Genomic DNA, 20,371 nt, shown 5'->3' on the forward strand with positions numbered 1-20,371 from the left:
CATGCAGAACCACACGCACTTTTCGGGCATCGGCTCCATCTTTGCGACGCTGGCAAAAGTGTCGGCGAGGCCACGCTATGCCTTCATGGTCCTTCAGCTTGTTATCGAGGCTGCCGACGCAAAGGGCAGGGCCGGACCGCTGGTTCGGGATGGCAGCAACCAGCCGCTTTACCTTCGTGACTGGCTATGCACCCAATTGCTGCCGTTGAGCGAACGCGATGATCGCCGGTCTGCGCTTCGAGCTCGTGTTGTCGCATCGCTTGGCGACCGTCTGACGGGCAACATCGAAACCGATGAAGCCATGATTGCGGAAGCCGTTGAAGAGCAGGTGCTCGCGGCGGGCAGAAGCAACATCAGCCGCGCGATTTCCGATCTGGTCAAGGCTGGCATCCTGAGCCGCCATTATGCTGGCTACGCCACCAACCATGCAAATCGAGGCGGCGGAAGGCATGCTGTCTATGTCGTCCAGCCCCAAATTCTTGGCGCGCTGCGACCCACGGCACTGCCGACGCCACGCGCTGTCAGTCGCATTCCTGCGCAGGGACAGCTGTTCGCGGTCGGATAGGTTGACCCAAGCTGAGTTTGAAGAAATCTGGGGACAAAAGTTTTGGCATTGGTTCCAATTGTTCAGACAGCCGTCTCCATGGGATGCAAAGGAGCACCATCGGTAGGTCGAGCAAACTGACACTTGAGACCGGTTTGAGCTACCTTGGCATTCTGGCTATTTGGCCACGTCTGGTGCCTATGAGTTGGCACTCGCTGCCCTTCCAAACATCGAACCGGGAAGCAGACACAATCGAGGCCGTTGGCTCGAAACAGGGTCCGTCCAGATCCCCAGCCTGTTGGTGACCGTCTGCTCCTAATGCTGCAGGAACGGCTGCAACCGGTTGAGCACTTCGTTCCATCCGGCGCGCCGTTGTTCGGCGGTATCCGCATCATCAAGCAGAGTGATCTGATCGCTAACGACGAGTTCACAGCCGTCGGCGGCCTCGATGAATTCGACGGCGATTAGCGATGTCGAAATTAGTCGACCGTCGCCAGCAAGAATGCGCTCAGAATTGATGATATGCTGACGGGTCCGAATATCCAGATATTGCGATTCTTCGCGATATGGCGCCTCTCCCTCGGGCCCGAAGACCGCACGTTTCATGCCCCCGACGACAAAGTCATGGGCTTCGATGCGGCTGGTCCAGTTGGCATCGCCGGGATAACACCATGCTTCGAGCTGGTCGGTTTCCTGGTAGGCCCGGAAAGCGTCACCAATCGAAGCGTCAAGTACACGGCGGACGATGATTGTGTCATGCACCAAGGTCATGTTCGGTCTCCCTTAATATGCTTCTCAAGCCGGTCGAAGCGACGATTCCAGTGCAGCCGTCGTTCGGCGAGCCAGTTTTCAGCGAACGCCACGCCGTCGCCATCGAGCCGGCACTGCCGCACCCGGCCGAGCTTTTCAGTCTTCACCAATCCGGCCCGCTCAAGCACGCCAAGGTGCTGCTGGACTGCGGGCAAGCTCATCGCCAGCGGTGCCGCCAATTGTCCTAACGACGCTGGACCTACAGCAAGGCGATCAATCATGCTTCGCCGCCCCGGATCCGAGAGAGCATGAAAAACGCAATCTAGCCGCGACTCACACTTAAGCATTTGCTTAAGTTATGTGATAGGACGTTGAAAGTCAAGCTGTGCCGTCGCACTTATGAGATACATTTGTCGATCGCGGGATGCCCTGAGGACGACAGCCTTCTAAAACCATGCAACTCCTGCATTTTGAGGCTCTACCCTGCTCTTCAAACAAGAGGCACCGATCCAGAGATCAAAGTGCGATAACAAAGATTATGTTAAATAAAATCAATGGTTTGTCAATTTCGCCTTATGCCGTGTGCCAGGCAACCGGTTGCCTGGAGAGACTACCACATGCGCCGATCCCTTGAAAGCCATGCGTTCAGCGAGAATTGAAAGCTCGTCGGCAGAGGCGCGACCATTGCTATGATAGAGCGCAGTGCTCATCGTCTCGGTATCGGTCAGGATGACGGCAGCGATCGGGCTGTCATGCGCGAGGTTCATTCGCATACCCTTGATGAAATGCCGCTCTTCCTCAATGCATTGGGTAACAAGCGCCAGATCCTCAGATGATTCAAAAGGGATCCATTGCTCATTGACCGGCATCAAGGTGAGCTCGCAGACATGCGGATAGTCCGCGCGGCTCATCTCAAACGTGGCACATATGATAAGGTGAGATCCCATATTCTGTGCCACCAGCTCGATCTCACGCTCGAAATTGCTCCGCAGGCGTCGTGCCAGGACATTGTTGAGGAACAAATTCCAGTCGGGCAGATGTTTGATGACGATCCGCTCGCCATTGATCGACACGTCGAAGCCTTTGACCTCGCCGATGATCATTCCGAGCTGCTTGGTGTGCTGCTGCGCGCGGGCGGTGATCTCGCGCCGCCTGCGCGCGATCTCATATTTTTTGGCCGCCTGAAATGGCTCAGGTATATAGAGCATCTCGGAGAAATGCTTTCCTTTGGTGATCTTCTGCTCGGCCGCGCGCAAAAGTTCGTTGCGCACCACGGCCCATCCCCTTTTGCCCTGCATTCTCGGATGCCAATGGGTCAGCTGTGCCTCGTTCCAGAGATAATGGAGCAGGCCGCGGATCGAGAGTTTGGTGCCATCGGATTTGACCGAAGGCTTGGTTTCATTCGCTGAAGCCATTGCCAGGCGGGCGGGACCTCGGCTCATCGGAAAGGCGAGCTTCAGCAATGTTTCGCCGGTCGCTTCATCGTCGATAATCGCCTGTCCGCGGAGCTGCCCGAGACCGGTCAGATCATCATGAGGTTCATAATGGTCGCAGCCCGGAGCATGGCCTGGCCCGCTATTGGGCATGCGTTTGAGATGATATTTCTCGAACCGGCGGGCGACATAGACTTCAATCCCGTTCCCGCCCGGCACGCACATGCATAAAGGCCGGATCCGGCGCGAATGGGCCATTGCGACCCGCGACAAGAACTTCGCATCATCGCTTGCGAGGATTTCTTCGCCAAATTTATAATGCTGTGACATGGGCTCTCTTCCTTCCGATCACATGAGCAGCAAGCCAAAAAGGGCGAGACCGATAAGCAGCAAACCAAAGGCACATTTGATTGAAGACTGGCGGCGCGCGGCCGCGCCGATATAGGGTCGCTGCCCACTGCGCATATGGCCCGAGCGGAGCCCCAAAAGGCCATCTGCAAGATCTGTAACTCCCTGGAGCACGAAGGCTGCAACACTTGCGCCAACAATCCAGCCAAGTGGTAAAAGCCGGGCAACGAGCGCGATGAGCAGCACCGAAGCCAGAAGCGCCAGGACCATGCGCACAGCTGCAAAAAGGCGAATGAGCCGATAAAGCTTGAAGGGTTTTCCCCTGACCCGGAGCATCAGCATCGGCCGCAAACATCGTTCGCAACATTGAACGAGCTGATGCTGCGGCCAGGATGTAATCCTGACCGCGCATGAAGGGCAACATACGCTGCTATTAAGCGCAGCATTCATCGCAGTGCCATCTCAGACCAAGCTGGCTTGGTCGGGGCAATCGACGCAGTCGAGCTTGAGGCTTGAACGACGCGTCTGGATAGTCTCCAGGCAGCGATCGTCGGCGCATGTTTCGCAGTCGGCACAATCATCGCATGCGTCGCAAACTGGCATGGTGGGGCCGTACCGACCGATCGAAACCGCATTGCGGTGCGCAGGTGCGGCTAGCGCAAGGGCGGTCTCTCTGAGCGCTTTCGCAACAGCGTCGCTACCTCGCTCTTCGCAGGGCCAGCCCCGCGCTTCCTCGCCATGCATCAAGGCGTGATCGGCAACAAACTGCTGCACTGTCGCGGCTTGGCTTAAGGCGGCCCCGATACGGTGCTCCACGTCGCCTCGAGACTGCGCCGTGGTTTCCCGAGCCAAGGCTGGTGTCGCCGACAGTGCGGCGGCACAGGCACAAATCAACGTCATCTTCTTCATGTCACTCTCCTTCAGTCTCACGAGAAAAAGCCGGTCCGACGGCCATAGGTAAGATCGCTCCTTGCGCTGTCGCCAAGCGCTGAGCGGCGGACACTCAAGGTCACGCCGCGGTCACCGCGATTGCGGATATGAAGATCAGCCAGGTCGATATTGTTGCGCTCGGCCCACTCGCGGGCGTCATGCTCCGACCCAAAATCACCTGCTTCATCAAAATCAAACGCCATTTTCTTGCTCCTTTCTGTTGGTCGATTTGTCGGTCATCACATGAGGTCGAGCCCAAGCTTCTTCTCAGGCACGGGCAAAGCGCGCGGCGCGGCTGCCGGACGTAGGGCCTCGATCTTGGCAAGCAGTTCCGGGCTCATCGCAAGCGGCGGAACGTCGCTCTTGCGTATCTGGTCAGCTGGCTTGGGATCAACGGCAAGATGGCCCAGCGCCTCGAGCGCGGAGGTCTTGTTGCCGGGGGTGCGATCGAGCTGCGTCTTCAACCGGTCGAGATTGTCGGTCACCACCTTGATGTCGTCGGTCGCCCTTGTGTTGAGCACATTTTGGGTGCGCTGGGTGGCAAGGTTGCGCTGGTAGGAGCCAATCACCTCGATGCTCTCGGGCTTGGTCATGCCCTGTGCCATATGGGCATTGAGCGCATAGCCAAGATCAAGTTTGGCGAGCATCGGATCCCTGCTCGCAAGCGTGAATTGGCGCTTATCTGCCAGTTCCACCGTTACGCCGTCACCGTCTGCTTTCAGCACTTTGGCATAGGTCGACTTTTCGACTCCGCGCGCGGAATCGCGCTCGCGCCACAATATCGTCTCGCCATTGTGAAGCCTGAGCGCGACGCGTTCGGACAGCACCATGCGGTCATGGCGGTTCTGGGGATCGATGCGTTGAGGATCGAATTTGAATGTCTTGCGGCCGTCATTCAAGGATACCCGTCCACGCTGGTCAATGCCAGTGACGGTATAATTTCCCTTGGCCAGCCCTATTTCAGCAACCGCTCTACGCACCTCGAAGATCTGCCCAGCCCGATAGGTCGAGCCATGCCGCAATTCTTCGCGGCTCGCATTGACGCTCTGGAGTGTTGTAACCTGATGCCCCTCGCCGGAAAGCTGCCCTTCCTTCAACAACCCTGCCTGCACCAGTTGGTTGATTTGCGCCCGATCGTCACGCCCGGCTGTGAATATGGCGGTACGCTCACGCGCCTCGGGCGACAGCCCCAGCCAGATTTCAGCCGCCTTAGCGACATGATCCGTCCCATCCTCGATCACGCGGCCATGGGCTGCCAGCAGATCGAGCGCCTGGGCCGCAAAGCCCTCGTTCGACAGTCCTGCGACGGCCAGAAGCAGTGGCGAATTGCGCTGGCGGATATTCTCGTCCATTCGCGCCATCGGCGCTCCTGCCGCTTGCGCCACGGCAAAACTCTTGCCCTGCTCGATCGCTGACAATTGCTGGCGATCGCCGATGAAATGGAGGCCGTCGATCGCGAAAGCGTTGGCGATTTCGCTAAGCCGCAACATATCTCGCGACGAGACCATCGAGGACTCGTCGATCAGCAGGACCGTGTTTTTGAGCTCGGCGCGGGCGGCCACAAATTTCGCGCCGCTGCCACGACTGGCAAGCCCTCCATAGCGCCCAATGAAGGAAGCGATGGTTTGCGCCTCAATGCCCTCCCCTCGCCCACCATCTGGCTGGGCTGGGCCGCGCAGGTCGGCAACCATCTTGTTCTGAAATGCCAGGCCAAGCACACGGACGCCTTCGGCATCAGCCGCGCGGGCAACGGCATTGATCATCGTCGATTTGCCGGCACCGGCAACGCCCTGGATCAGCGTTGAACGGTCACTCGACGACAGGATCATCACCGCGGCTGCGGTTTGCCCGGCATTAAGTTGGCGGCCTCCTGCCGCCTCCTGCAGACGATCGAGCACCTTGTCCGCTGACAGGATGACTCGGCCTTGTCCCTTGCCGGCATCGATATGCTCGAGAATGGCTTGCTCCATGGCAAGCGCAGCCGGCGTCGTCACCAGATCGACATGGCCATCCGCCCTGTCCGATTGGCCCGGAATCAGCCGACCAGTGCCGATCAATTCTGTAATGCGCTTTGTAACGCGCTCTACTTCGACGCCCTTGATCTGGAAGCCGAGCGCCGTCTTGATGATCTCGCCTTGCGAAAAGGCCGCTTCGCGCTCGGATAGATGCCGGACGGCCGAGGCTACGGCATGCTGCGCCTTGATTGTCTCAGCTGGCAGGAACAGCGCCGCGGCACCCGACACTGCAAGCGGATCGCTCGGTCGCAGCAACCCGCCCAGACGGTCGATCAAATCGGCCATGGTCGCAGCGGCCGAGCCAACCCGGCCTGGCGCTGGACTGTCTTGCGCGGCCTCGCGGGCCGCTCTTTGAAGGGCTGCGCCGTCAAAGCCCAATGCTTGGGCACGGTCTTTCCAGCTTGCAACCAGCGCGCCGCGATCTTCAACCACGCGTTTGTCGTCACGGGTGTTGATCACCACCTGGTCGCGCCCTTGCGGTGAACGTATTCCCAGCTCGCGGGCCTTGTCGTCGATCACCTGCTGGCGTTTGGAAAATTGGTCGCGAACCTCCTTGGGCACACCCTTGATTTCAAAGCCGCCATGTTTTCCGGCCGCTTCGGTTTCATAACCAAGCCTTTGCAGTTCGGCGCGCAAAGCTGCGTGATAGACTTGTCCGATAACCGTATTGTTCTTCCAGATTTCGCCGTTCCAAAGCGCCTTCCAGCTGCCGTTCACCAGCCGCGTGACATTGGCGACCACGGCATGGATATGACCCTGCGGGTCGAGCGCGCGGCTCGTGTCATGGGGGAAGAGCGCATAGACAAGCTTGCCGGTCTTTACCGGTTCGCCATTACGGTTGCGATCGTAGTTCCGGGCTTCGGCATAGGAGCGCTCGACAAAAGACATGGTCTTCTCGACCGCGCGCATATTGGCGCCAAGGATGCGGTCGTCGCCTGCAACATAGGCCATGACCGAGGCAGATTTGGGCATTGAGAAAGTGAGATCGAGACCTGCCCGCCTACCCTCGATCTGCCCGACCTTCTCGCCGCCCGGCAAATGGCCGTTGAGCACGGCCTCGAACATGTCCTTGTCGACCATGCCCTCCAGCCCGAGATCGCGCGCACCCGCCCCGCCCCAGACTCCCTTTTCCGCGTTCTCCTCGGCTGTGTAATAATTGTCCTTGGCAAAATAGGTTGCAGCACCACCGGACGAGCGAACAGGAGCAATGGAGTGCATGACGCTACAGCTCCGGCCCGTCAGTGAGCCCTATATCGGGTGCAGATACGCTGCGTTCGGTCCGGCTTTCCGGTTCGAGCGCTTCGCCAAGTTCGCGGCGTGCCAGATCGAGGCGATATTGATCCTGGACCGACGGCAAACGGGATCCGGCTATATGGGCGCCAGCCTGTTCATCTCCTGCCTTGGAAGCTGCAGCGGGATGACGTGTGTTTTCAGCTGAGCCGATATCGCCTTTGAAACTTCGGTCAATAAATGCCTGGCGCGCGGCAGTCAGCAAAGCTGCTGGACTGGCTTTCGGCTCAGCCTCCGGCGAAGTCTCGGGGTCGGGCTCGTCGGCCAAACCGGTGCGCAGCGCGGGAATAGAGAGGGCTGCGGGCTTGTTTTCAATCAGGATTTCGGGCGTTGCATTGCCTTCGCGGCCGCCCGCGTCGTTTTCGCCATTCTCGGCGGCGTCTTCTGCCAGAAAGTCCAGCGGCTCTACATTCTCGCGCGGTTCATAAGGTGCCGCGAGGCTAGGAAAATCCCTGTAGTGAAGTTGGACGCGTGCGGCATCAAAGCCTTCGGGAAACACAAGGAAGCCGCGCAGCGACGGCAATTTCATGATGTCATCGGGGAGAACGAGCGGCTCGACCTGCTGGCGCGGGGTAATTGTCGCCGCATCGCGGATATTGGAATAGCCATAGCTATAGGCCTCATCCATCATGCGCACTTCGCGGTGACCGATATAGTCCGAGCAGCGCTGCGCGGTGTCACGATCGGCGGTTGCGAGAATGAGTTTGGTGCGGGCGAGCGATGCGAGATTTTGCGCACCCTCTTCGCCGTAGGTTTCGGACAATTTGGCAAAGCTGTGAATGCCGAGAACAAAGGCGCCGCCAAATCCGCGCGCCGTTTGCAGACCATCCTCGATCGCCGGCAGACGGTGCAGCGCATGGACTTCGTCGAAGAAGAACCAGGTCCGCAAATCGCGCGTGCGCGGCAGCCGCATGAGGCGATGGACCGCGAGGTTCATCCAGACCGTCAGCAGCGCGCGGTTGAGCGCGAGCTCGTTATGCATTGAGGTGATGAACAATATGCTGCCAGGATTGTCGGTCTTGCCGATCCAGTCGCAGATCGAGAAAGGCGGATTGTCTTCGGGCAGGAAGCGAAGCGCCTGCGCATTGGTGTTAAACACCGCGCGGATCGATTCCGCCATGCGCGCTGCCTCTGGCGCGGTCAGCGGATCGGCCACGGTGTTTTCGAGGAGCTTGTGGACCGTTTTGAGGTCCGCCATCATTAACCGGCTCGCAAGATCGCGGTTGGTTGTCTGGCCCTTTTGTTTGAGTCGGATGCAGGTTTCGACAAAGAGCGTGCGCGCCGCGAGGATCCAGAAGGGTTCGGACGCCCCGCCATCGATGGGCATCAGCGCTGCCGCGACGCTGCTGAAATCGGCATGGTTCTGGCATTCCAGGAAGACCGACCAGGACGGGCATCTTTTGTCCATCGGGTTCAGGATGATGTCGGTTTCAGGGTTGTAGAAGGCCTCGACATAGGCGCCGGTCAGATCGAAGACGACCGCCCGGTCCTGGCGCGCGCGCATTTGCGCAATCATGTCGCGCATCTGCGTGGTTTTGCCTGTGCCGGTCGTTCCGATGAGCATCGTGTGCGACTGTTCGGTGCGCCAAGGGTAGCGCACGCCTGCCAGCTCATAGGGATGGTGCACACCGCAAAGCTTGCGCTTGATGAAATCCATCGCAAGGACTTCGCTCAGGCTGTTTTTGGGAAAGCAGCGCTGCGCTTCCTTTTCGAACTCCGCCATATTGTGTGCAGCAATCACAGCCGACAGGTCGTCAGCGTCAACAAGCATCGCGCCGCGCTGGTGGCGTTCCTCGAGAATCCCGCGCCCGCGTTTGTGTGACAAATCGACAAACCAGATGGTCAGCGGAACCGCGATCACGGCAGACATGAAGGCGGATCCCCAAAAAGCACGCATCAACCGCGCCCAGGCATCGATCACCGCCGGATGGCTCCCGACCATGTTGACGGGGGCAAGGATTGTTTCGCCGGACGGCAGTGTGAGGTTTATGACCTTGGCTGAATTAAACTCCATGAACTGCCATCCGGCAGCATAGATTTTCATGAGGATCATCTGCGCCTCATTCTCGTGGATCACGAGAAAGGAGGTGATCATGAAGGCGATCAGGAACAGAAAAAACCAGACGGTGAGTGGAATGCGCACGGAGCCAAACCACATCATGAATTCATGAGTGATCAGCTGGGAACCCCGGGTGAAGTTTCCCGCATTGCGCGGCATCGCTCCGCGCGCCGAGTGATGCGTCAGCTTCCCCGAACGACCGGTATCGGAATAGGTGTCGGGCCTAGGCACAAAGAGCTTTCGCCCGCGCAGCGGCTTCGTCAAGAATGCCTTGATAGGCGCCGTTATGCTTTTCACGGATGATGACGTCGAGCGCGAGGTAGATGAACTCGTCGGCCATCAGCCGGCGATATTCCATCTCGGATAATATGGTGTTCCGCTCGGCGAAGAAGTGCAGCCCTTCACGCATGATATGCGCACGGGGCTTGCCGCGCTTCTTGGCTATCGCGTCGAGTTCATGAAGCAGCTCGGGCTTGAGCCTGAGCGGAACATATATCAATGCCATCCATCCAGCTCCTATCGCGGAGCTGGTGGTTCTTACGCGCGTCTTTGGTAGCCTCTGTTCGGCAACATTGCAACAAGGACGTGATTTGGGTCTTGGCCTGGCGCCGGTCTAACAGCTCTCGTGTTAGACCTTTGTCCCAATGTTAAATGGCTGTCATCGATGCGCGTCGCCGGGCCTTGAAGAGGCAACAACGCGATTTCTTTGTAGAAGCGCGCGCCTTCGGTGGACCATTGTGACCGCCCTGTCCGGGGACCAAATAGCACGCAGATTGGCGGATCGCTTGTGTTCGGCATAACTATCTGAATATAATATATTTATCCACCGAGCGGTACAGCGAACACAAGCGGATCGCTCAGGGGCTCTCCTGGAAACCTCAGGATTTCTGGGATTTCTCAAAACTGCCCGCAGTGTAGGGTGTACCCCCTTATCCAGATTTTCAAGTCGGTTCATATTTCGCTTGTGGGAGTGCTCGTGTCGCATGACGCGGGCATTGACCGGTCGGCCCACAGGCGCCCTGACAGTAATGCCAGAAGGCAAGCAACGGCGTGGCTCAATGCCGCGCCGGGGCTTTGGGTTTCGCACAAAAAAGGGGGAAGGAGCCGTTCGGCCCCTTCCCCTGTCTGCGTTCAGAATGGGCAATCCTCGGCATCGAATTCGAGGTCGATCCCGGCGGCGATATGGGATGCGCGGCTATAGTCGGGAAGGTCGAAATCGTCTGCCATCTCCCCGGCTATGCTGTGGACAATCCGGTCGATCATCTCCTGCGTCAAGCCGTTGTAATCGCCTTCGTCGATGGCGATGAATCCGGCCTCCTCGTCCTCTATGATATGCTGGTCAAAGAAGCTGTGCTGGGCCCGGATTGATGCCGTGCGATAGGCTGCGTCATAAGCGGGCTGATTGAATGTGGCAATGGTCTGAACGGCAAGTGCTGACATGATAACCTCCTTGTTGAAAATCGAAGAGGCTTCGTGACCGAAGATCGGAGCTGGTCCGGGTCAAGGACCGAAGGCCGCGATAGCGGGGCGCGGGGGTGCCGATTTTTTCTGGAACGGAGCTCGAGCGCAGTGGAGGAAAAAATTGGGGGGACCGCGCATCCTTGAGGCGGGTCAGTTCCGGTCTTCATCCTAGGAGGTCTTGCGAGAGTGTGTGTTTGGGTTTTGGTTAAACCACCCTCCCCCGCACCCGCGCCGGACAGGTGCGAACGAACAAAAAAGGGCACCAGGCCAAATGACCTGGCACCCTTGGTGGTGGGGCTGCGGCGACCCTCAGCCGTGCATCGCCGACCGCTCGCGCAACACATGAAGCGGCACGCCTGCGGTCCGCAACTTGTCGGCGAGATTGGCCTGGATACCGGTTCCGCTGCACACGATCGCTTCCACCGGGCGGAAGCCAACGATGCGGTCATTGCGCACAAAGGCCGCACGGTTGCCCAAGGTACGGTCGAGACGGCACAGCACGACTTTCACGTCATTCTTTGCAGCCCAGCTTGCTGCGATCACGTCGGCGCCCTTGTTCTGCGAGGTAGTCGCTAGGATCATCGACGGGATGCGCGCCTTGATGCAGTCGAGATATTCCCAGATCAATTCATGGTCAGCCCATGTCTGACCGCCCGAAAAGGCAACGACGACCCCCGATGGTGCATATTGTTCGCGGCGCTGTTGGGCCCGGCTGGCGATATAGTCGCGTGCTTCGATCATCGATGCGGTCGCTTTGGAGGCAACCCGTGAGCCGCGCACCGGCGAGAAAGGCCTGCCGGTTTCGACATGGTAGATGCGGGCCGCATGTTCGCGCATGCATTCCATCGCGTCACGGCATTCGGACAGGCTCCGTGCTGTCATCGTCAGCTCCTCAACCTCGGTCTGATAGACTTCCGACGGGTCCCAGGTCTTGAGCAAGTCGGTGAGCTTCTGGCTCGCCGCATCCTCCCGGTCATCGAGCCGCTTGGCAACGACATGGAAGCTGTTGGCAATGCCCCATGCAACCTCGCCTGAGAAGTCTTCCATGCGGGTATCGCGGAACAGGTCGAAGACCGTTGCCATGATCATTTCCATGGCTGCCTGCGCCTTGTCCGGATCGGGCATCTCGGCTGTGGTGGGTTCCTCTGCGATCGACAGCCGCGCCATCTCGGTCTGTTCCATAAATGCGGTGCCATAGTCGGGTGTTGCGATCTGCTCGGCATAATGATCGGCGAGATCAGCGAAATTTGAAAAACGTTGGGTCATTTGATCCTCCAATTGAAACCCTCTCATCCCCGATGGATGAAAGATGGAGATCAGTTGGACGCTGGTGCCAGGCGGTCAGGGACGACGCGCGGCACGCGCCGTCGCGGCCCCGCCCGCCAGTGGGGGAACCGATTTTGTGCGCGGACAAGCGAAGCGGTCCGATGCGCAAAATTGGGGGGACCGCTGGTCCTTGACCGCCGCCAGCACCCAAGCGTCATGCTATGGCGATGAAGCGTCAGCCTGATGGCGAGATGAGAGAGAGAAATGGATTTGCCTGGCCCGCTTCAGCGGGCAGGTTAACAGCAAATCACCGTTTACTTTAAATCTGGACTAACTGCGCCTACAGTCTTGTGGATGGCTGGCTGTCCGCTTCTCTGTCTGCCGCGCTGAAAAAATTCAGGAGAAGTCATGTAATGTACCGTTTCAGCGGTCGTTTAGTTTGCCCAGCCTTCGGTGCAGGTCAGTAGCAACTTTGCGCTCCTGATGCGGTTGTGCGTTTTTCCAGCTTTGGCACTCGGGCTTGGTGCGTCCGCATCCTCGGCACGAGCCCGTACGCCCGTCAAATGAACAAAGATCAATGCACGGCGATTTCATCAGCTCAACGCATTTCGACAGTGAGATGCGCCAGCTCGTGAACAGGCGTGAGACGGGCACGGATCATGTCGCCATCGACCCCCTGCCGGCCGACCACACTTACGATTGCCGCATGAGCCTCCGGGCCGATCCGCCAGACGTGTAAATCGGTGATGCGCGCGTCGCCCGGCGCTTCGACCAACTCGCGCACTTCCTCGGCAACATGGTGGTCGGTCGTGTCGAGCAGTATAGAGGCGGTGTCGCGCATCAGCGCCCATGACCAACGGGCGATGACAATCGCACCGACGATGCCCATAACAGGGTCCATCCATCCCCAGCCAAGATAGCGACCTGCCAGCAACGCGGCGATCGCCAGAACTGAAGTCAGCGCATCAGCGAGGACATGGACATACGCTGCACGCAGATTATTATCATTGCTCTGCCCCGCATGGCTGTGATCGTGTCCGTGATGATGATCGTGCCCATGTTCGTGATGGTGGCCCCCGGACAGGAGGAGGGCGCTGACGATGTTCACGCCCAGCCCGACCACGACGATAATCGTGGCGGTTCCGAATGCCACGTTGATTGGCTCGAACAACCGCAGGACAGACTCGGCGCCGATCCCGAGCGCGATCACGCCTAGCATTAGTGCAGAAGCGAACCCCGACAGGTCGCCGACCTTGCCCGTCCCGAAGCTGAACAGCGGGTTGTTGGCGTGCCGTTTCGCATAGGCATATGCTCCCGCAGCGACACCCAGCGCGCCAGCATGGGTCGCCATGTGAAACCCGTCGGCGAGCAGCGCCATCGAACCGGTCATATAACCGGCAATGATTTCGCCGACCATCATCACAGCGGTAAGCGCGACCACCCACAGGGTTCGCCGTGCGTTCTCGTCATGCGACGAGCCCAAATAGACATGGTCGTGGGTATGGCCCGCAATGTGGGGCAAGGTAGCCAACAGCTCTTTCCTTATTTCGAGTAGCGACGGATTGCCGCAATGAGTTCCGCGGCACCTGAGGCGCGCTCGGAGTCGGTGAGATCGGGACGGGCCACATGTTCATGAACATGCGCCTCGATGATTGCGTCCATCAGGCCGTTCATGGCGCCTCTCGTCGCCGCTGCTAGATGGAGCATGGTCGCACAGTCTTTCCCCGAAATCAGCGCGCGCTCGATTGCAGCAACTTGTCCTGCGATCCGCTTCGTCCGCTTCAGCAGTGCTTCGTCGTTTGCAATATGTCCCATAACCTACCCCCCTATCCTATCTAGCTCAATCTGTCAAATATTGCACTGTTGGTCGCTACCGAGTCGTGCATAGGTCGCAGCGCTTCATTGGTGGTGTCCGGAGGTCTGACGAACCGATTGTGTCCAGCGGGAGCGCAGATAGCTGGACGGTGGACGTCCAAAAACTCGCCGGAAATTGACATCAATCAACCACGCGGCGGCACCGGCCCGCCATTTGCTGCAGCAAATGTCTCAAGCCGCTCAAAATAGCCCGCCTCGCAGATCGTCAGCACGACCCGGTCATGCTTGGTGAGCGTAACGGGCTGTACCAGCGCGAGATCGAGAAACTCACCGGTGTTGTTGTGAAAGCGGGTCAGAGGCACACTGACGCGCTCCCGCGTATCTTCTCGGCCTTTCTCAACCACGATCGAATCTCCTGGACAGTCTTTGCACCAAAATAGCAATTTTGGCCAATATGGGAAGAACGCTCGCGCTTCCGCAAAGAGCAGAAGGCATGAAAAAAGCGGCACTGCCCCGAAGGGCAGCACCGCCTGACGCCGGTCGGTTCGGCTTAGAGGAAGAGAACTTCCTCGGCGATGATTTCGACCGAATAGCGCTCGACCTGCTCCTTGTCGGTCCATTTGGAATAATGGAGCCGGCCCTGGACTTCGACCATATCGCCCTTCGCCTTGTGCTTGGCGACGGTCTGGCCAAGCCCGTTGAAGACGGTGATGCGGTGAAATTCGGGGATGGTCTCGGTGTAGCCCGCCTCGTTCTTGACGGTCTTGCCGTCGACGATGCGGGGCCGGTCGGTGACCAGAGTGAAGTTGGTGACGCTGGTGTTACCGCTGTTGCGGGTTTCGGGGGCCGAAGCGATGCGCCCGATGAGAATGACCAGATTTTTCATGACAAGTACCTCCTTGGTAAAACTCGCCGGAACTGCCCGGCGATGAACAGGAGGAGCGGCGGGATAAGGGGCGGAGGCACACCGCGCAAAGCCGCGGGGAACCGGTAAAGCGAGGAGTGGTGCGGCAAGCCCGCAGGGCTTCCCGGTCCGCTGCTTTACCGGTTGTGCCCCGACCTGACCGCCGCATGGTTCATCGCAACGCACGGGCAGATGCGGCAGTTTTCAAGTGAAGCCCGAAAGTGAAAAGATGCGTCATCCAAGCTTCGCGATAAGTCCACGCACTGCACAGGCGATAGCTCCCAGCCCCACTGTCCGGGCGCCGGATCGCCGCGGTTGGCAACCCGTGCTTCAGAAGGCGAAACCGCCATCCGATTCCATCGCATTTCCGCTGGGATGGAAGAGCGTCAACGCTCGGCCGAGGGGATCCGAAGTCCGAAACGGCACAGCATGGTCATGGACACAAAGGATCAGGCAATCGCGATCTGGAAAAAGCCAAGGGCCCGCTCGCCGAAGCGAACGAGCCCTTGGTGGAGGTGCTGGCTGTGCCCGGGAGGGATCAGGCGTCGACCAGCGGGGGGAGCGCGTCTTCGGTCTTGGCACCGGAGCCAGCATCGACATCGGCATCGACGCCGGCCTTGGCCTTGCCCTTGCGCGGGCCTTCGGCGGTGCTTTCGCCCAGGCCGTCGCCGCCCCGGTCTTCGGGGCCGCCGCGATTGTCCGCACCGTCGAACATGTCGCCTTCGCCATAATCGGCGGCCTCGAGCGTGGTCGCGCGTCGGCGCGTCGGGCGCTGCCAGGCAACGTTGAACGAACCGTCTTCCTGCGCGAACAGCGCGATGTAGAGCGGGCTCGCCATGCTCGGATCGTCGATCTTGCCCTGGTAAAAGCTCTCGCCAGTGGCATTGGCGGTGAGCTCGAACAGGGCTCCCACCACGACCCATTGGCGGGCGGCGTTGAGTGCCACGATTTCGAACTTGGGCGCGCGCGGATTGTTGCTCATCACGCTGCGCAGACCAACGGTCAGCGTGACAGCGAGCGTGCTCACCTGGCCAATGAGCTGGCCAGCGGCGTTCTTCTTGATCGTTCCGATATTCATCGATTGTCTCCTGATGGATGTTCTGGCCAAACCCTTGTCTGACCACTTTCCCCAATCCCCCTTCCCTTTCGGCCGCACGGCCGATCGCTGCGCGCTTGCCAGCGCGCAGTTTGACTTTGTGATGTGCTTGAAGGGCTCTCCCGCAACGCGGGAGGAGAGCGAAGGCCGCTAGATCGCTTCCCAGTGATAGTCCGGGGTGCCGGCCCAAATCAGCCGGAACATATCGCCCTGCACAACCGACTGGACGACATTGGGCCACAGCGCTGCGATACAGGTTCCGTGCTCGTGGCGGACAGAGGGATAGATGATCCCATTATGGCCCTGCGCACGTGCCGAGGCAGCAAGCGCATTGCCCGCCGCATAGCCAGTGGCGGGATCGGGATCGAGCGCCGGGTGGCCCGCTGCCCCGCGCAGGTCGATGAACAGCCCCGACATGCTCGCAAGCATCTCGCCATATTCAACCACGGCATTGAAATCGCCTGCATCGGCGAGCGCTTGCGTCAGATGATGACCGACCTCGGCGATACAGGTCTCAAGCGCGAGCGCGGCATACCAGGCACCCCGGTTTGCCGGATTGAACCGCATCGGCGCGTGCGGTTTGGCATAGGCGAAGCTTGCATTGATGAAGCGGGCATGGGGAATACCGTGGACCAGTTCATCGGGAGCAAGCGCGCCGACGCCGCGTTCCTCGGCGATCAGCCTGGCACTGGTCGCACTCTCGATTTCGGCAAGAAGGGCAAGTTCGCCGTCGTCATCGGCCAAGGGCGCAAGCACGGCTTCGCGCAACCGTGCGCTTGCCACAAGCCGGATTGTGCGCGGAAAGGCTTCACGGACCAGCGGCGGCAACGCCGCTGCCTCAGAGCCCGCCACGCAGCGCGTCGATATAGAGCCGGGTTTCAAGCATCCGCGGGATGCCGCCTTCGATCATGGCCGCGATGGGGGATTTGGAAGCAAATATCGGCCCCCGGTTGGGCAGGCGCGGCCAGCGATCGGCCATTCCATCAGCAAAAAGCAAATGGAGCCCCTTGAAGACGCCAATGAGCGCGGACGCGCGGGTCAGCTGGTCCTGATTGAGCGTACCGTTCCATGTCCCGGCCTTCATCCGGTCCCAGGTGCTTGGCGACACGCCGAGCAGCGCGGCACCTTCCGCATTGTCGCTGCCCCAGGCCTGGACAAGCCGGAGCACGGCTTTCACAGCAGCAGCGGTCAGCCGCCTGCGATCATCGTCACCGGCAAAGTTTTGAAGCCCGGCGGGTGCGGCAGGATGTTTCTCTTTGAGCGCGGCACTGGCCATAAAAACGTCTCCTGATGCGGATATACACATCATGTGGTGCGATTGTCAAGACATGTTGATCAACCGCCCATCAATATCCCCCTCTCCTCTCCCGAATAGAGATAAAGGGAGGACCGGAGCGGAGCACCTATTGAAGCGTCCAGCTGCTCATATTTTTGGGCAAGCGGTGTTCATCGTCGATCACCTGCAGCCGGTGCGGAAGAGCGTCTGACCAGTTGAAAAAGATCATGTTCCTGTCGCGCGCATCGGCCCTTGCGGCAAAGCTTGGCACAATGATCGCAGCAGCGCCTTCGGCGCGCAGCCGTTCGGCCAGCGCCCAGCTCGGCGGTTGCTTCTTTTGCCGAGCGAGATCTTCCCAGGCGCAGGCAAGAACCGCCATGTCCGACTGGCACCCAGCCAGCACATTCGGATCAGTCAGATCAAGCACATCGGTGCAATCGACGTCATAGGCGCACAAAGTCAGCGGCTGCGCCTTGAAGGCGAAGCCCTGCTGCGCCTCGGTCCAGGCGGTTTCGGGCCGCAAGGCGGTATAGAGTGTCGGCAGGCCCGGGGCGTTGAAGCGACCGCCAAAGCGTGCGGCACCAGCGCCCGACAGCGGGTCATAGGCCCACATCGGATGATGGCCGCGATAGACCGTGCCGGTAAACCGGCCGAACGGCAGGGTCACGCAAAGCCGCCTGCAGCAATCCGGTCGAGATAATGGCGTACATCGTCGGCTCGGCCGTCACGGACCAATTGTTCGGGGGTGACATCGCCGAACGATGGCAGGCTTTGCGACCGGTACCATGCATAAGCGGCGAGCGGTGAGCCTGCCCAAGGCAACACACGGTTGAGAATCTCAACGAGTTCGCGCAACCGCGTCTGAACGGTCACCGTTCGCACACGGTTCGACTTCGATACCGCTTCGCGCGGAATGCCCAAAGTGGCAGCGAGCTCAGCCTGGGTGATGTGAAGCACGTCAGTGATTCCGCCAGGAACGACAATGTCGCCAGCAAAGGCATTGGGGAAAATGGCAATGTCCATGCAATAAGCTCTCTTAACGGCCATATTTAGGGTCTCTATAAGAGACATTGTCGGTAAAATCAAGGCAGAATGGCCGCAGCCACAAAATCCCCCTCCCCTTTTCGTCCACGCCGCAGGCGCTGAACCGCTTCGGACATCCACTGTCCCGGCCTAGGCCTTACCGTCACCCGCAGGGCTGAGACCGGCGCAGCCGGGCTCAGTGAGCCTGGCCGCTTGCCGGCCAAAGGCGAATAGGGAAGGTTGCCCGAGCGCTGCCGAGAGGCCAGCGCGAGGGTCCTCCCCCAATGCAGACCAAAGCTTGTCTAAAGAATGGCTGACAAACCATAGTCCTTCCCCGCTGTCACCCGCATCCAGACCATCTGCGCGTGCCGACAGATCATGTCGGCACGCGCAGGAGGCCCGACGGTTGCTTGCAGCGAACCAGATGATGGAAATCCCGGTGCCAGCGACCAAGTGCGCGGGAGCGCATCGCCGGCGCTGGCCAGACCAAAACGGCACCCTGACCGGCAGGCCGGATCAGAGGCCAGGCGCGAAGGATGCGTGTGCCAGACGGGCGAAGGTCGTCTGGTCCGCACCCGAGCAGCAGGCCTCCCGGCAGGACGGCAGAGTGCCTGCGCGGTTTCGGATAAAGCCGCCCCCTGGCGCAGCGCAAGCGAAGCCAGTGGGCGACATCAGCCCGCGCACCTTTGTCGATCGCACGATCGCGACAACGAGAGATGTGACGGATAGGCTTTGGGAGGAAGGACAGACCTAAGTCTGGGGTCCAAGCCGTGGCAGATCATGCCAGCGCACCTGAATTTTGCCGCGCTTGGCTCGCGGCAGATATTTGCGGTCGATCAGCCGGCCTGCGATTTCAAACTCGGCATTGATCTTCACAACGAACAGCTGGCTGAAATTGCCGCTGGCCTTCACCTCGACGACATCGGTGTTTTTGAAAGGGGTGATTGTCTTCACTTCAACATGATCCTTGCCCAATCGGCCATCGGCTCCAGGGGCATAATTGCGGTTGAGTTTCATGCCATGGGTGATGGCGCAGAACAGCTCGCCGATGTCGCCATAGACCTGCAAATGGCTACCGGTCGCATTATGATAGTCTTCTGCAAGCGACAATAGGCCTTCGAAAATCGGAATGAGCGACCGATCCGCATTGGGATATTTGGCGCCCCATTCCTGATATTGAAGCTGCTGGTTGATCTCGTCCCAGCTCACCCATTCGCCATCGTCCCAAATGGCATTCTCCGGTCCGAGCATGCTTCCCTTTCGTGCTGTTTCTGAATCGGCATCTACCACGGTGCTGGAACCGATCCTCGGCTAGGCCTGGGGGCCAGACTGGGCGCGTTGGCGGTGGCGCAGAAGGTAGACGCCAGTTGCCGAAGCGATGGTAACGACCAACTCAGCCTCTTCGAAACTTGGTTCGCGGCCTTCGACAATGTGCCGTCCCTGCTCGGAGGCAAATCCCCACAGCTTATGGAGCGCAACATCAAGTGGTGGTGGGAAGGTCAGCCGAGCGATAATTTTGCCGAGCGTATCGGTGGACCCATCGATCTCACGCGCGACGCATTCCAGCGAAGCCATGGCATGCTGGATTGCACCCGTCACATCGGCATTTGGTCTGCGGGAGATGTCTTTCAGTGACTCGTGGATCTCCTGAGCAGCGGTCGGCATGCCCGCATTTTGCATGACGGCGACGGCGTCGCGCGTTGCCAGCGTGAAGGCTTCCGATCCGCGAGCGACCAGCTTGCCTTGTTGGAGTTCCCATCCGACGCCGAGCTCTCGGAAGCTCCGGTTGAGGCGTTCCTCAAACGAGCGCTGCCGATCTCCGGAAAAGTCGCCCTTCCCAACTTCGAGATAAAGCCGCTCAGCGAAATCGTAGATCTTGTACCAAGGCGCGCTGTCAATCAGGCGATGCACCTCGTTCTCGATGTTTCCCGGAGACCAGTTGCCAGGATCGGGGCGTTTGAGCAGAACTTCGCACAGGAGGTCGCGCATGCCGCCAGGTCCGAGATCAAAGGCATAGCCGAGCATAGCCACTGCACTACGCATCTCTTCAGGTGCATCTTCGCGGATCGTGATCTCGGCATCGGGTGAGTGAAAACCGAATCGCGCTGAAAAGGGTGTGTTTCCGTCATGCATTGCCCAGCTATAACAGATTGAAATGCTT

24 protein-coding genes are annotated in these 20,371 nt (G+C 59.5%); 1 reads left to right on the forward strand and 23 read right to left on the reverse strand.

Translation table 11 applies throughout. From position 1 onward, the window contains the following. Position 1: 1 nt before the first annotated feature. On the forward strand, positions 2-565 hold the full coding sequence (locus ACFSAG_RS00115) for a hypothetical protein (protein ID WP_381510378.1): 564 nt from the start codon (positions 2-4) through the stop codon (positions 563-565). A gap of 294 nt (positions 566-859) precedes the next feature. Here ACFSAG_RS00115 and ACFSAG_RS00120 read toward each other — a convergent pair whose 3' ends face one another. The 23 genes from ACFSAG_RS00120 to ACFSAG_RS00230 form a co-directional block, all read right to left on the reverse strand. Beyond that, positions 860-1,315, reverse strand: coding sequence for an SRPBCC domain-containing protein (locus ACFSAG_RS00120; protein WP_381510380.1), 456 nt, complete (start codon positions 1,313-1,315; stop codon positions 860-862). Further along, a complete protein-coding gene (locus ACFSAG_RS00125; RefSeq protein WP_381510382.1) occupies positions 1,312-1,641 on the reverse strand; it encodes an ArsR/SmtB family transcription factor in 330 nt (109 codons plus the stop codon). Before ACFSAG_RS00125 ends, ACFSAG_RS00120 begins: the two co-directional genes overlap by 4 nt. Before the next feature lie 204 nt (positions 1,642-1,845). Continuing rightward, positions 1,846-3,057, reverse strand: coding sequence for a DUF1173 family protein (locus ACFSAG_RS00130; protein WP_381510384.1), 1,212 nt, complete (start codon positions 3,055-3,057; stop codon positions 1,846-1,848). Positions 3,058-3,075: 18 nt separating this feature from the next. Then, a complete protein-coding gene (locus tag ACFSAG_RS00135) occupies positions 3,076-3,345 on the reverse strand; it encodes a hypothetical protein (protein WP_381510386.1) in 270 nt (89 codons plus the stop codon). A 192-nt stretch (positions 3,346-3,537) separates the two neighbouring features. Continuing rightward, entirely contained in the window at positions 3,538-3,984 is a 447-nt protein-coding gene (locus ACFSAG_RS00140) for a hypothetical protein (protein ID WP_381510388.1), read from the reverse strand. 17 nt (positions 3,985-4,001) lie between these two features. Next, positions 4,002-4,208 carry a hypothetical protein gene (locus tag ACFSAG_RS00145; RefSeq protein WP_381510390.1) on the reverse strand — a complete coding sequence of 69 codons (207 nt, stop codon included), beginning with the start codon at positions 4,206-4,208 and terminating at the stop codon, positions 4,002-4,004. Between the two features lie 36 nt (positions 4,209-4,244). Next, positions 4,245-7,238 carry a MobF family relaxase gene (gene mobF / locus ACFSAG_RS00150; RefSeq protein WP_381510392.1) on the reverse strand — a complete coding sequence of 998 codons (2,994 nt, stop codon included), beginning with the start codon at positions 7,236-7,238 and terminating at the stop codon, positions 4,245-4,247. Positions 7,239-7,242: 4 nt separating this feature from the next. Continuing rightward, the gene (locus ACFSAG_RS00155) at positions 7,243-9,600 is read right to left on the reverse strand and encodes a type IV secretion system DNA-binding domain-containing protein (RefSeq protein ID WP_381510394.1); all 2,358 of its coding nucleotides are present in this window, start codon (positions 9,598-9,600) and stop codon (positions 7,243-7,245) included. Further along, the gene (locus tag ACFSAG_RS00160; protein WP_381510396.1) at positions 9,593-9,874 is read right to left on the reverse strand and encodes a ribbon-helix-helix protein, CopG family; all 282 of its coding nucleotides are present in this window, start codon (positions 9,872-9,874) and stop codon (positions 9,593-9,595) included. The genes ACFSAG_RS00155 and ACFSAG_RS00160 overlap by 8 nt, the downstream gene beginning before the upstream one ends. Positions 9,875-10,500: 626 nt before the next feature. Further along, positions 10,501-10,809 (reverse strand): hypothetical protein, encoded by a 309-nt coding sequence (locus ACFSAG_RS00165; protein WP_381510398.1) that lies wholly within the window; start codon positions 10,807-10,809, stop codon positions 10,501-10,503. Between the two features lie 330 nt (positions 10,810-11,139). Beyond that, entirely contained in the window at positions 11,140-12,096 is a 957-nt protein-coding gene (locus ACFSAG_RS00170) for a DUF2493 domain-containing protein (protein ID WP_381510400.1), read from the reverse strand. Positions 12,097-12,519: 423 nt separating this feature from the next. After that, positions 12,520-12,690 carry a DUF1289 domain-containing protein gene (locus ACFSAG_RS00175; protein ID WP_381510402.1) on the reverse strand — a complete coding sequence of 57 codons (171 nt, stop codon included), beginning with the start codon at positions 12,688-12,690 and terminating at the stop codon, positions 12,520-12,522. 4 nt (positions 12,691-12,694) lie between these two features. Then, positions 12,695-13,627, reverse strand: a complete 933-nt coding sequence (gene dmeF, locus ACFSAG_RS00180) for a CDF family Co(II)/Ni(II) efflux transporter DmeF (RefSeq protein ID WP_381510404.1) — start codon at positions 13,625-13,627, stop codon at positions 12,695-12,697. Positions 13,628-13,638: 11 nt separating this feature from the next. Next, the gene (locus ACFSAG_RS00185) at positions 13,639-13,911 is read right to left on the reverse strand and encodes a metal/formaldehyde-sensitive transcriptional repressor (RefSeq protein WP_381510406.1); all 273 of its coding nucleotides are present in this window, start codon (positions 13,909-13,911) and stop codon (positions 13,639-13,641) included. 185 nt (positions 13,912-14,096) lie between these two features. Then, entirely contained in the window at positions 14,097-14,315 is a 219-nt protein-coding gene (locus ACFSAG_RS00190; RefSeq protein WP_381510408.1) for a hypothetical protein, read from the reverse strand. Between the two features lie 146 nt (positions 14,316-14,461). Then, positions 14,462-14,797 carry a single-stranded DNA-binding protein gene (locus tag ACFSAG_RS00195; protein WP_381510410.1) on the reverse strand — a complete coding sequence of 112 codons (336 nt, stop codon included), beginning with the start codon at positions 14,795-14,797 and terminating at the stop codon, positions 14,462-14,464. Between the two features lie 556 nt (positions 14,798-15,353). Further along, entirely contained in the window at positions 15,354-15,893 is a 540-nt protein-coding gene (locus tag ACFSAG_RS00200) for a DUF736 domain-containing protein (protein ID WP_381510412.1), read from the reverse strand. Between the two features lie 168 nt (positions 15,894-16,061). Continuing rightward, entirely contained in the window at positions 16,062-16,763 is a 702-nt protein-coding gene (locus tag ACFSAG_RS00205) for an RES family NAD+ phosphorylase (protein WP_381510414.1), read from the reverse strand. After that, the gene (locus tag ACFSAG_RS00210; protein WP_381510416.1) at positions 16,750-17,187 is read right to left on the reverse strand and encodes an antitoxin Xre-like helix-turn-helix domain-containing protein; all 438 of its coding nucleotides are present in this window, start codon (positions 17,185-17,187) and stop codon (positions 16,750-16,752) included. The genes ACFSAG_RS00205 and ACFSAG_RS00210 overlap by 14 nt, the downstream gene beginning before the upstream one ends. A gap of 127 nt (positions 17,188-17,314) precedes the next feature. Next, positions 17,315-17,854, reverse strand: a complete 540-nt coding sequence (locus ACFSAG_RS00215) for an RES family NAD+ phosphorylase (protein WP_381510418.1) — start codon at positions 17,852-17,854, stop codon at positions 17,315-17,317. After that, positions 17,851-18,234, reverse strand: a complete 384-nt coding sequence (locus ACFSAG_RS00220; protein WP_381510421.1) for an MbcA/ParS/Xre antitoxin family protein — start codon at positions 18,232-18,234, stop codon at positions 17,851-17,853. Before ACFSAG_RS00220 ends, ACFSAG_RS00215 begins: the two co-directional genes overlap by 4 nt. Positions 18,235-18,960: 726 nt before the next feature. Then, positions 18,961-19,461, reverse strand: a complete 501-nt coding sequence (locus tag ACFSAG_RS00225) for a hypothetical protein (RefSeq protein WP_381510423.1) — start codon at positions 19,459-19,461, stop codon at positions 18,961-18,963. Between the two features lie 60 nt (positions 19,462-19,521). Further along, entirely contained in the window at positions 19,522-20,343 is an 822-nt protein-coding gene (locus tag ACFSAG_RS00230; RefSeq protein WP_381510425.1) for an AbiJ-NTD4 domain-containing protein, read from the reverse strand. Positions 20,344-20,371 lie beyond the last annotated feature (28 nt).

The organism is Sphingorhabdus buctiana (assembly GCF_042680825.1).
GTDB lineage: Bacteria > Pseudomonadota > Alphaproteobacteria > Sphingomonadales > Sphingomonadaceae > Sphingorhabdus_B > Sphingorhabdus_B buctiana.

Coding starts and splice junctions, on each gene's coding strand:
- ACFSAG_RS00115 (WP_381510378.1), top strand. CDS start 2: ATGCAGAACCACACGCACTTTTCGGGCATCGGCTCCATCTTTGCGACG.
- ACFSAG_RS00120 (WP_381510380.1), bottom strand. CDS start 1,315: ATGACCTTGGTGCATGACACAATCATCGTCCGCCGTGTACTTGACGCT.
- ACFSAG_RS00125 (WP_381510382.1), bottom strand. CDS start 1,641: ATGCTTAAGTGTGAGTCGCGGCTAGATTGCGTTTTTCATGCTCTCTCG.
- ACFSAG_RS00130 (WP_381510384.1), bottom strand. CDS start 3,057: ATGTCACAGCATTATAAATTTGGCGAAGAAATCCTCGCAAGCGATGAT.
- ACFSAG_RS00135 (WP_381510386.1), bottom strand. CDS start 3,345: ATGGTCCTGGCGCTTCTGGCTTCGGTGCTGCTCATCGCGCTCGTTGCC.
- ACFSAG_RS00140 (WP_381510388.1), bottom strand. CDS start 3,984: ATGAAGAAGATGACGTTGATTTGTGCCTGTGCCGCCGCACTGTCGGCG.
- ACFSAG_RS00145 (WP_381510390.1), bottom strand. CDS start 4,208: ATGGCGTTTGATTTTGATGAAGCAGGTGATTTTGGGTCGGAGCATGAC.
- mobF (WP_381510392.1), bottom strand. CDS start 7,238: ATGCACTCCATTGCTCCTGTTCGCTCGTCCGGTGGTGCTGCAACCTAT.
- ACFSAG_RS00160 (WP_381510396.1), bottom strand. CDS start 9,874: ATGGCATTGATATATGTTCCGCTCAGGCTCAAGCCCGAGCTGCTTCAT.
- ACFSAG_RS00165 (WP_381510398.1), bottom strand. CDS start 10,809: ATGTCAGCACTTGCCGTTCAGACCATTGCCACATTCAATCAGCCCGCT.
- ACFSAG_RS00170 (WP_381510400.1), bottom strand. CDS start 12,096: ATGACCCAACGTTTTTCAAATTTCGCTGATCTCGCCGATCATTATGCC.
- ACFSAG_RS00175 (WP_381510402.1), bottom strand. CDS start 12,690: ATGAAATCGCCGTGCATTGATCTTTGTTCATTTGACGGGCGTACGGGC.
- ACFSAG_RS00185 (WP_381510406.1), bottom strand. CDS start 13,911: ATGGGACATATTGCAAACGACGAAGCACTGCTGAAGCGGACGAAGCGG.
- ACFSAG_RS00195 (WP_381510410.1), bottom strand. CDS start 14,797: ATGAAAAATCTGGTCATTCTCATCGGGCGCATCGCTTCGGCCCCCGAA.
- ACFSAG_RS00200 (WP_381510412.1), bottom strand. CDS start 15,893: ATGAATATCGGAACGATCAAGAAGAACGCCGCTGGCCAGCTCATTGGC.
- ACFSAG_RS00210 (WP_381510416.1), bottom strand. CDS start 17,187: ATGGCCAGTGCCGCGCTCAAAGAGAAACATCCTGCCGCACCCGCCGGG.
- ACFSAG_RS00220 (WP_381510421.1), bottom strand. CDS start 18,234: ATGGCCGTTAAGAGAGCTTATTGCATGGACATTGCCATTTTCCCCAAT.
- ACFSAG_RS00225 (WP_381510423.1), bottom strand. CDS start 19,461: ATGCTCGGACCGGAGAATGCCATTTGGGACGATGGCGAATGGGTGAGC.
- ACFSAG_RS00230 (WP_381510425.1), bottom strand. CDS start 20,343: ATGCATGACGGAAACACACCCTTTTCAGCGCGATTCGGTTTTCACTCA.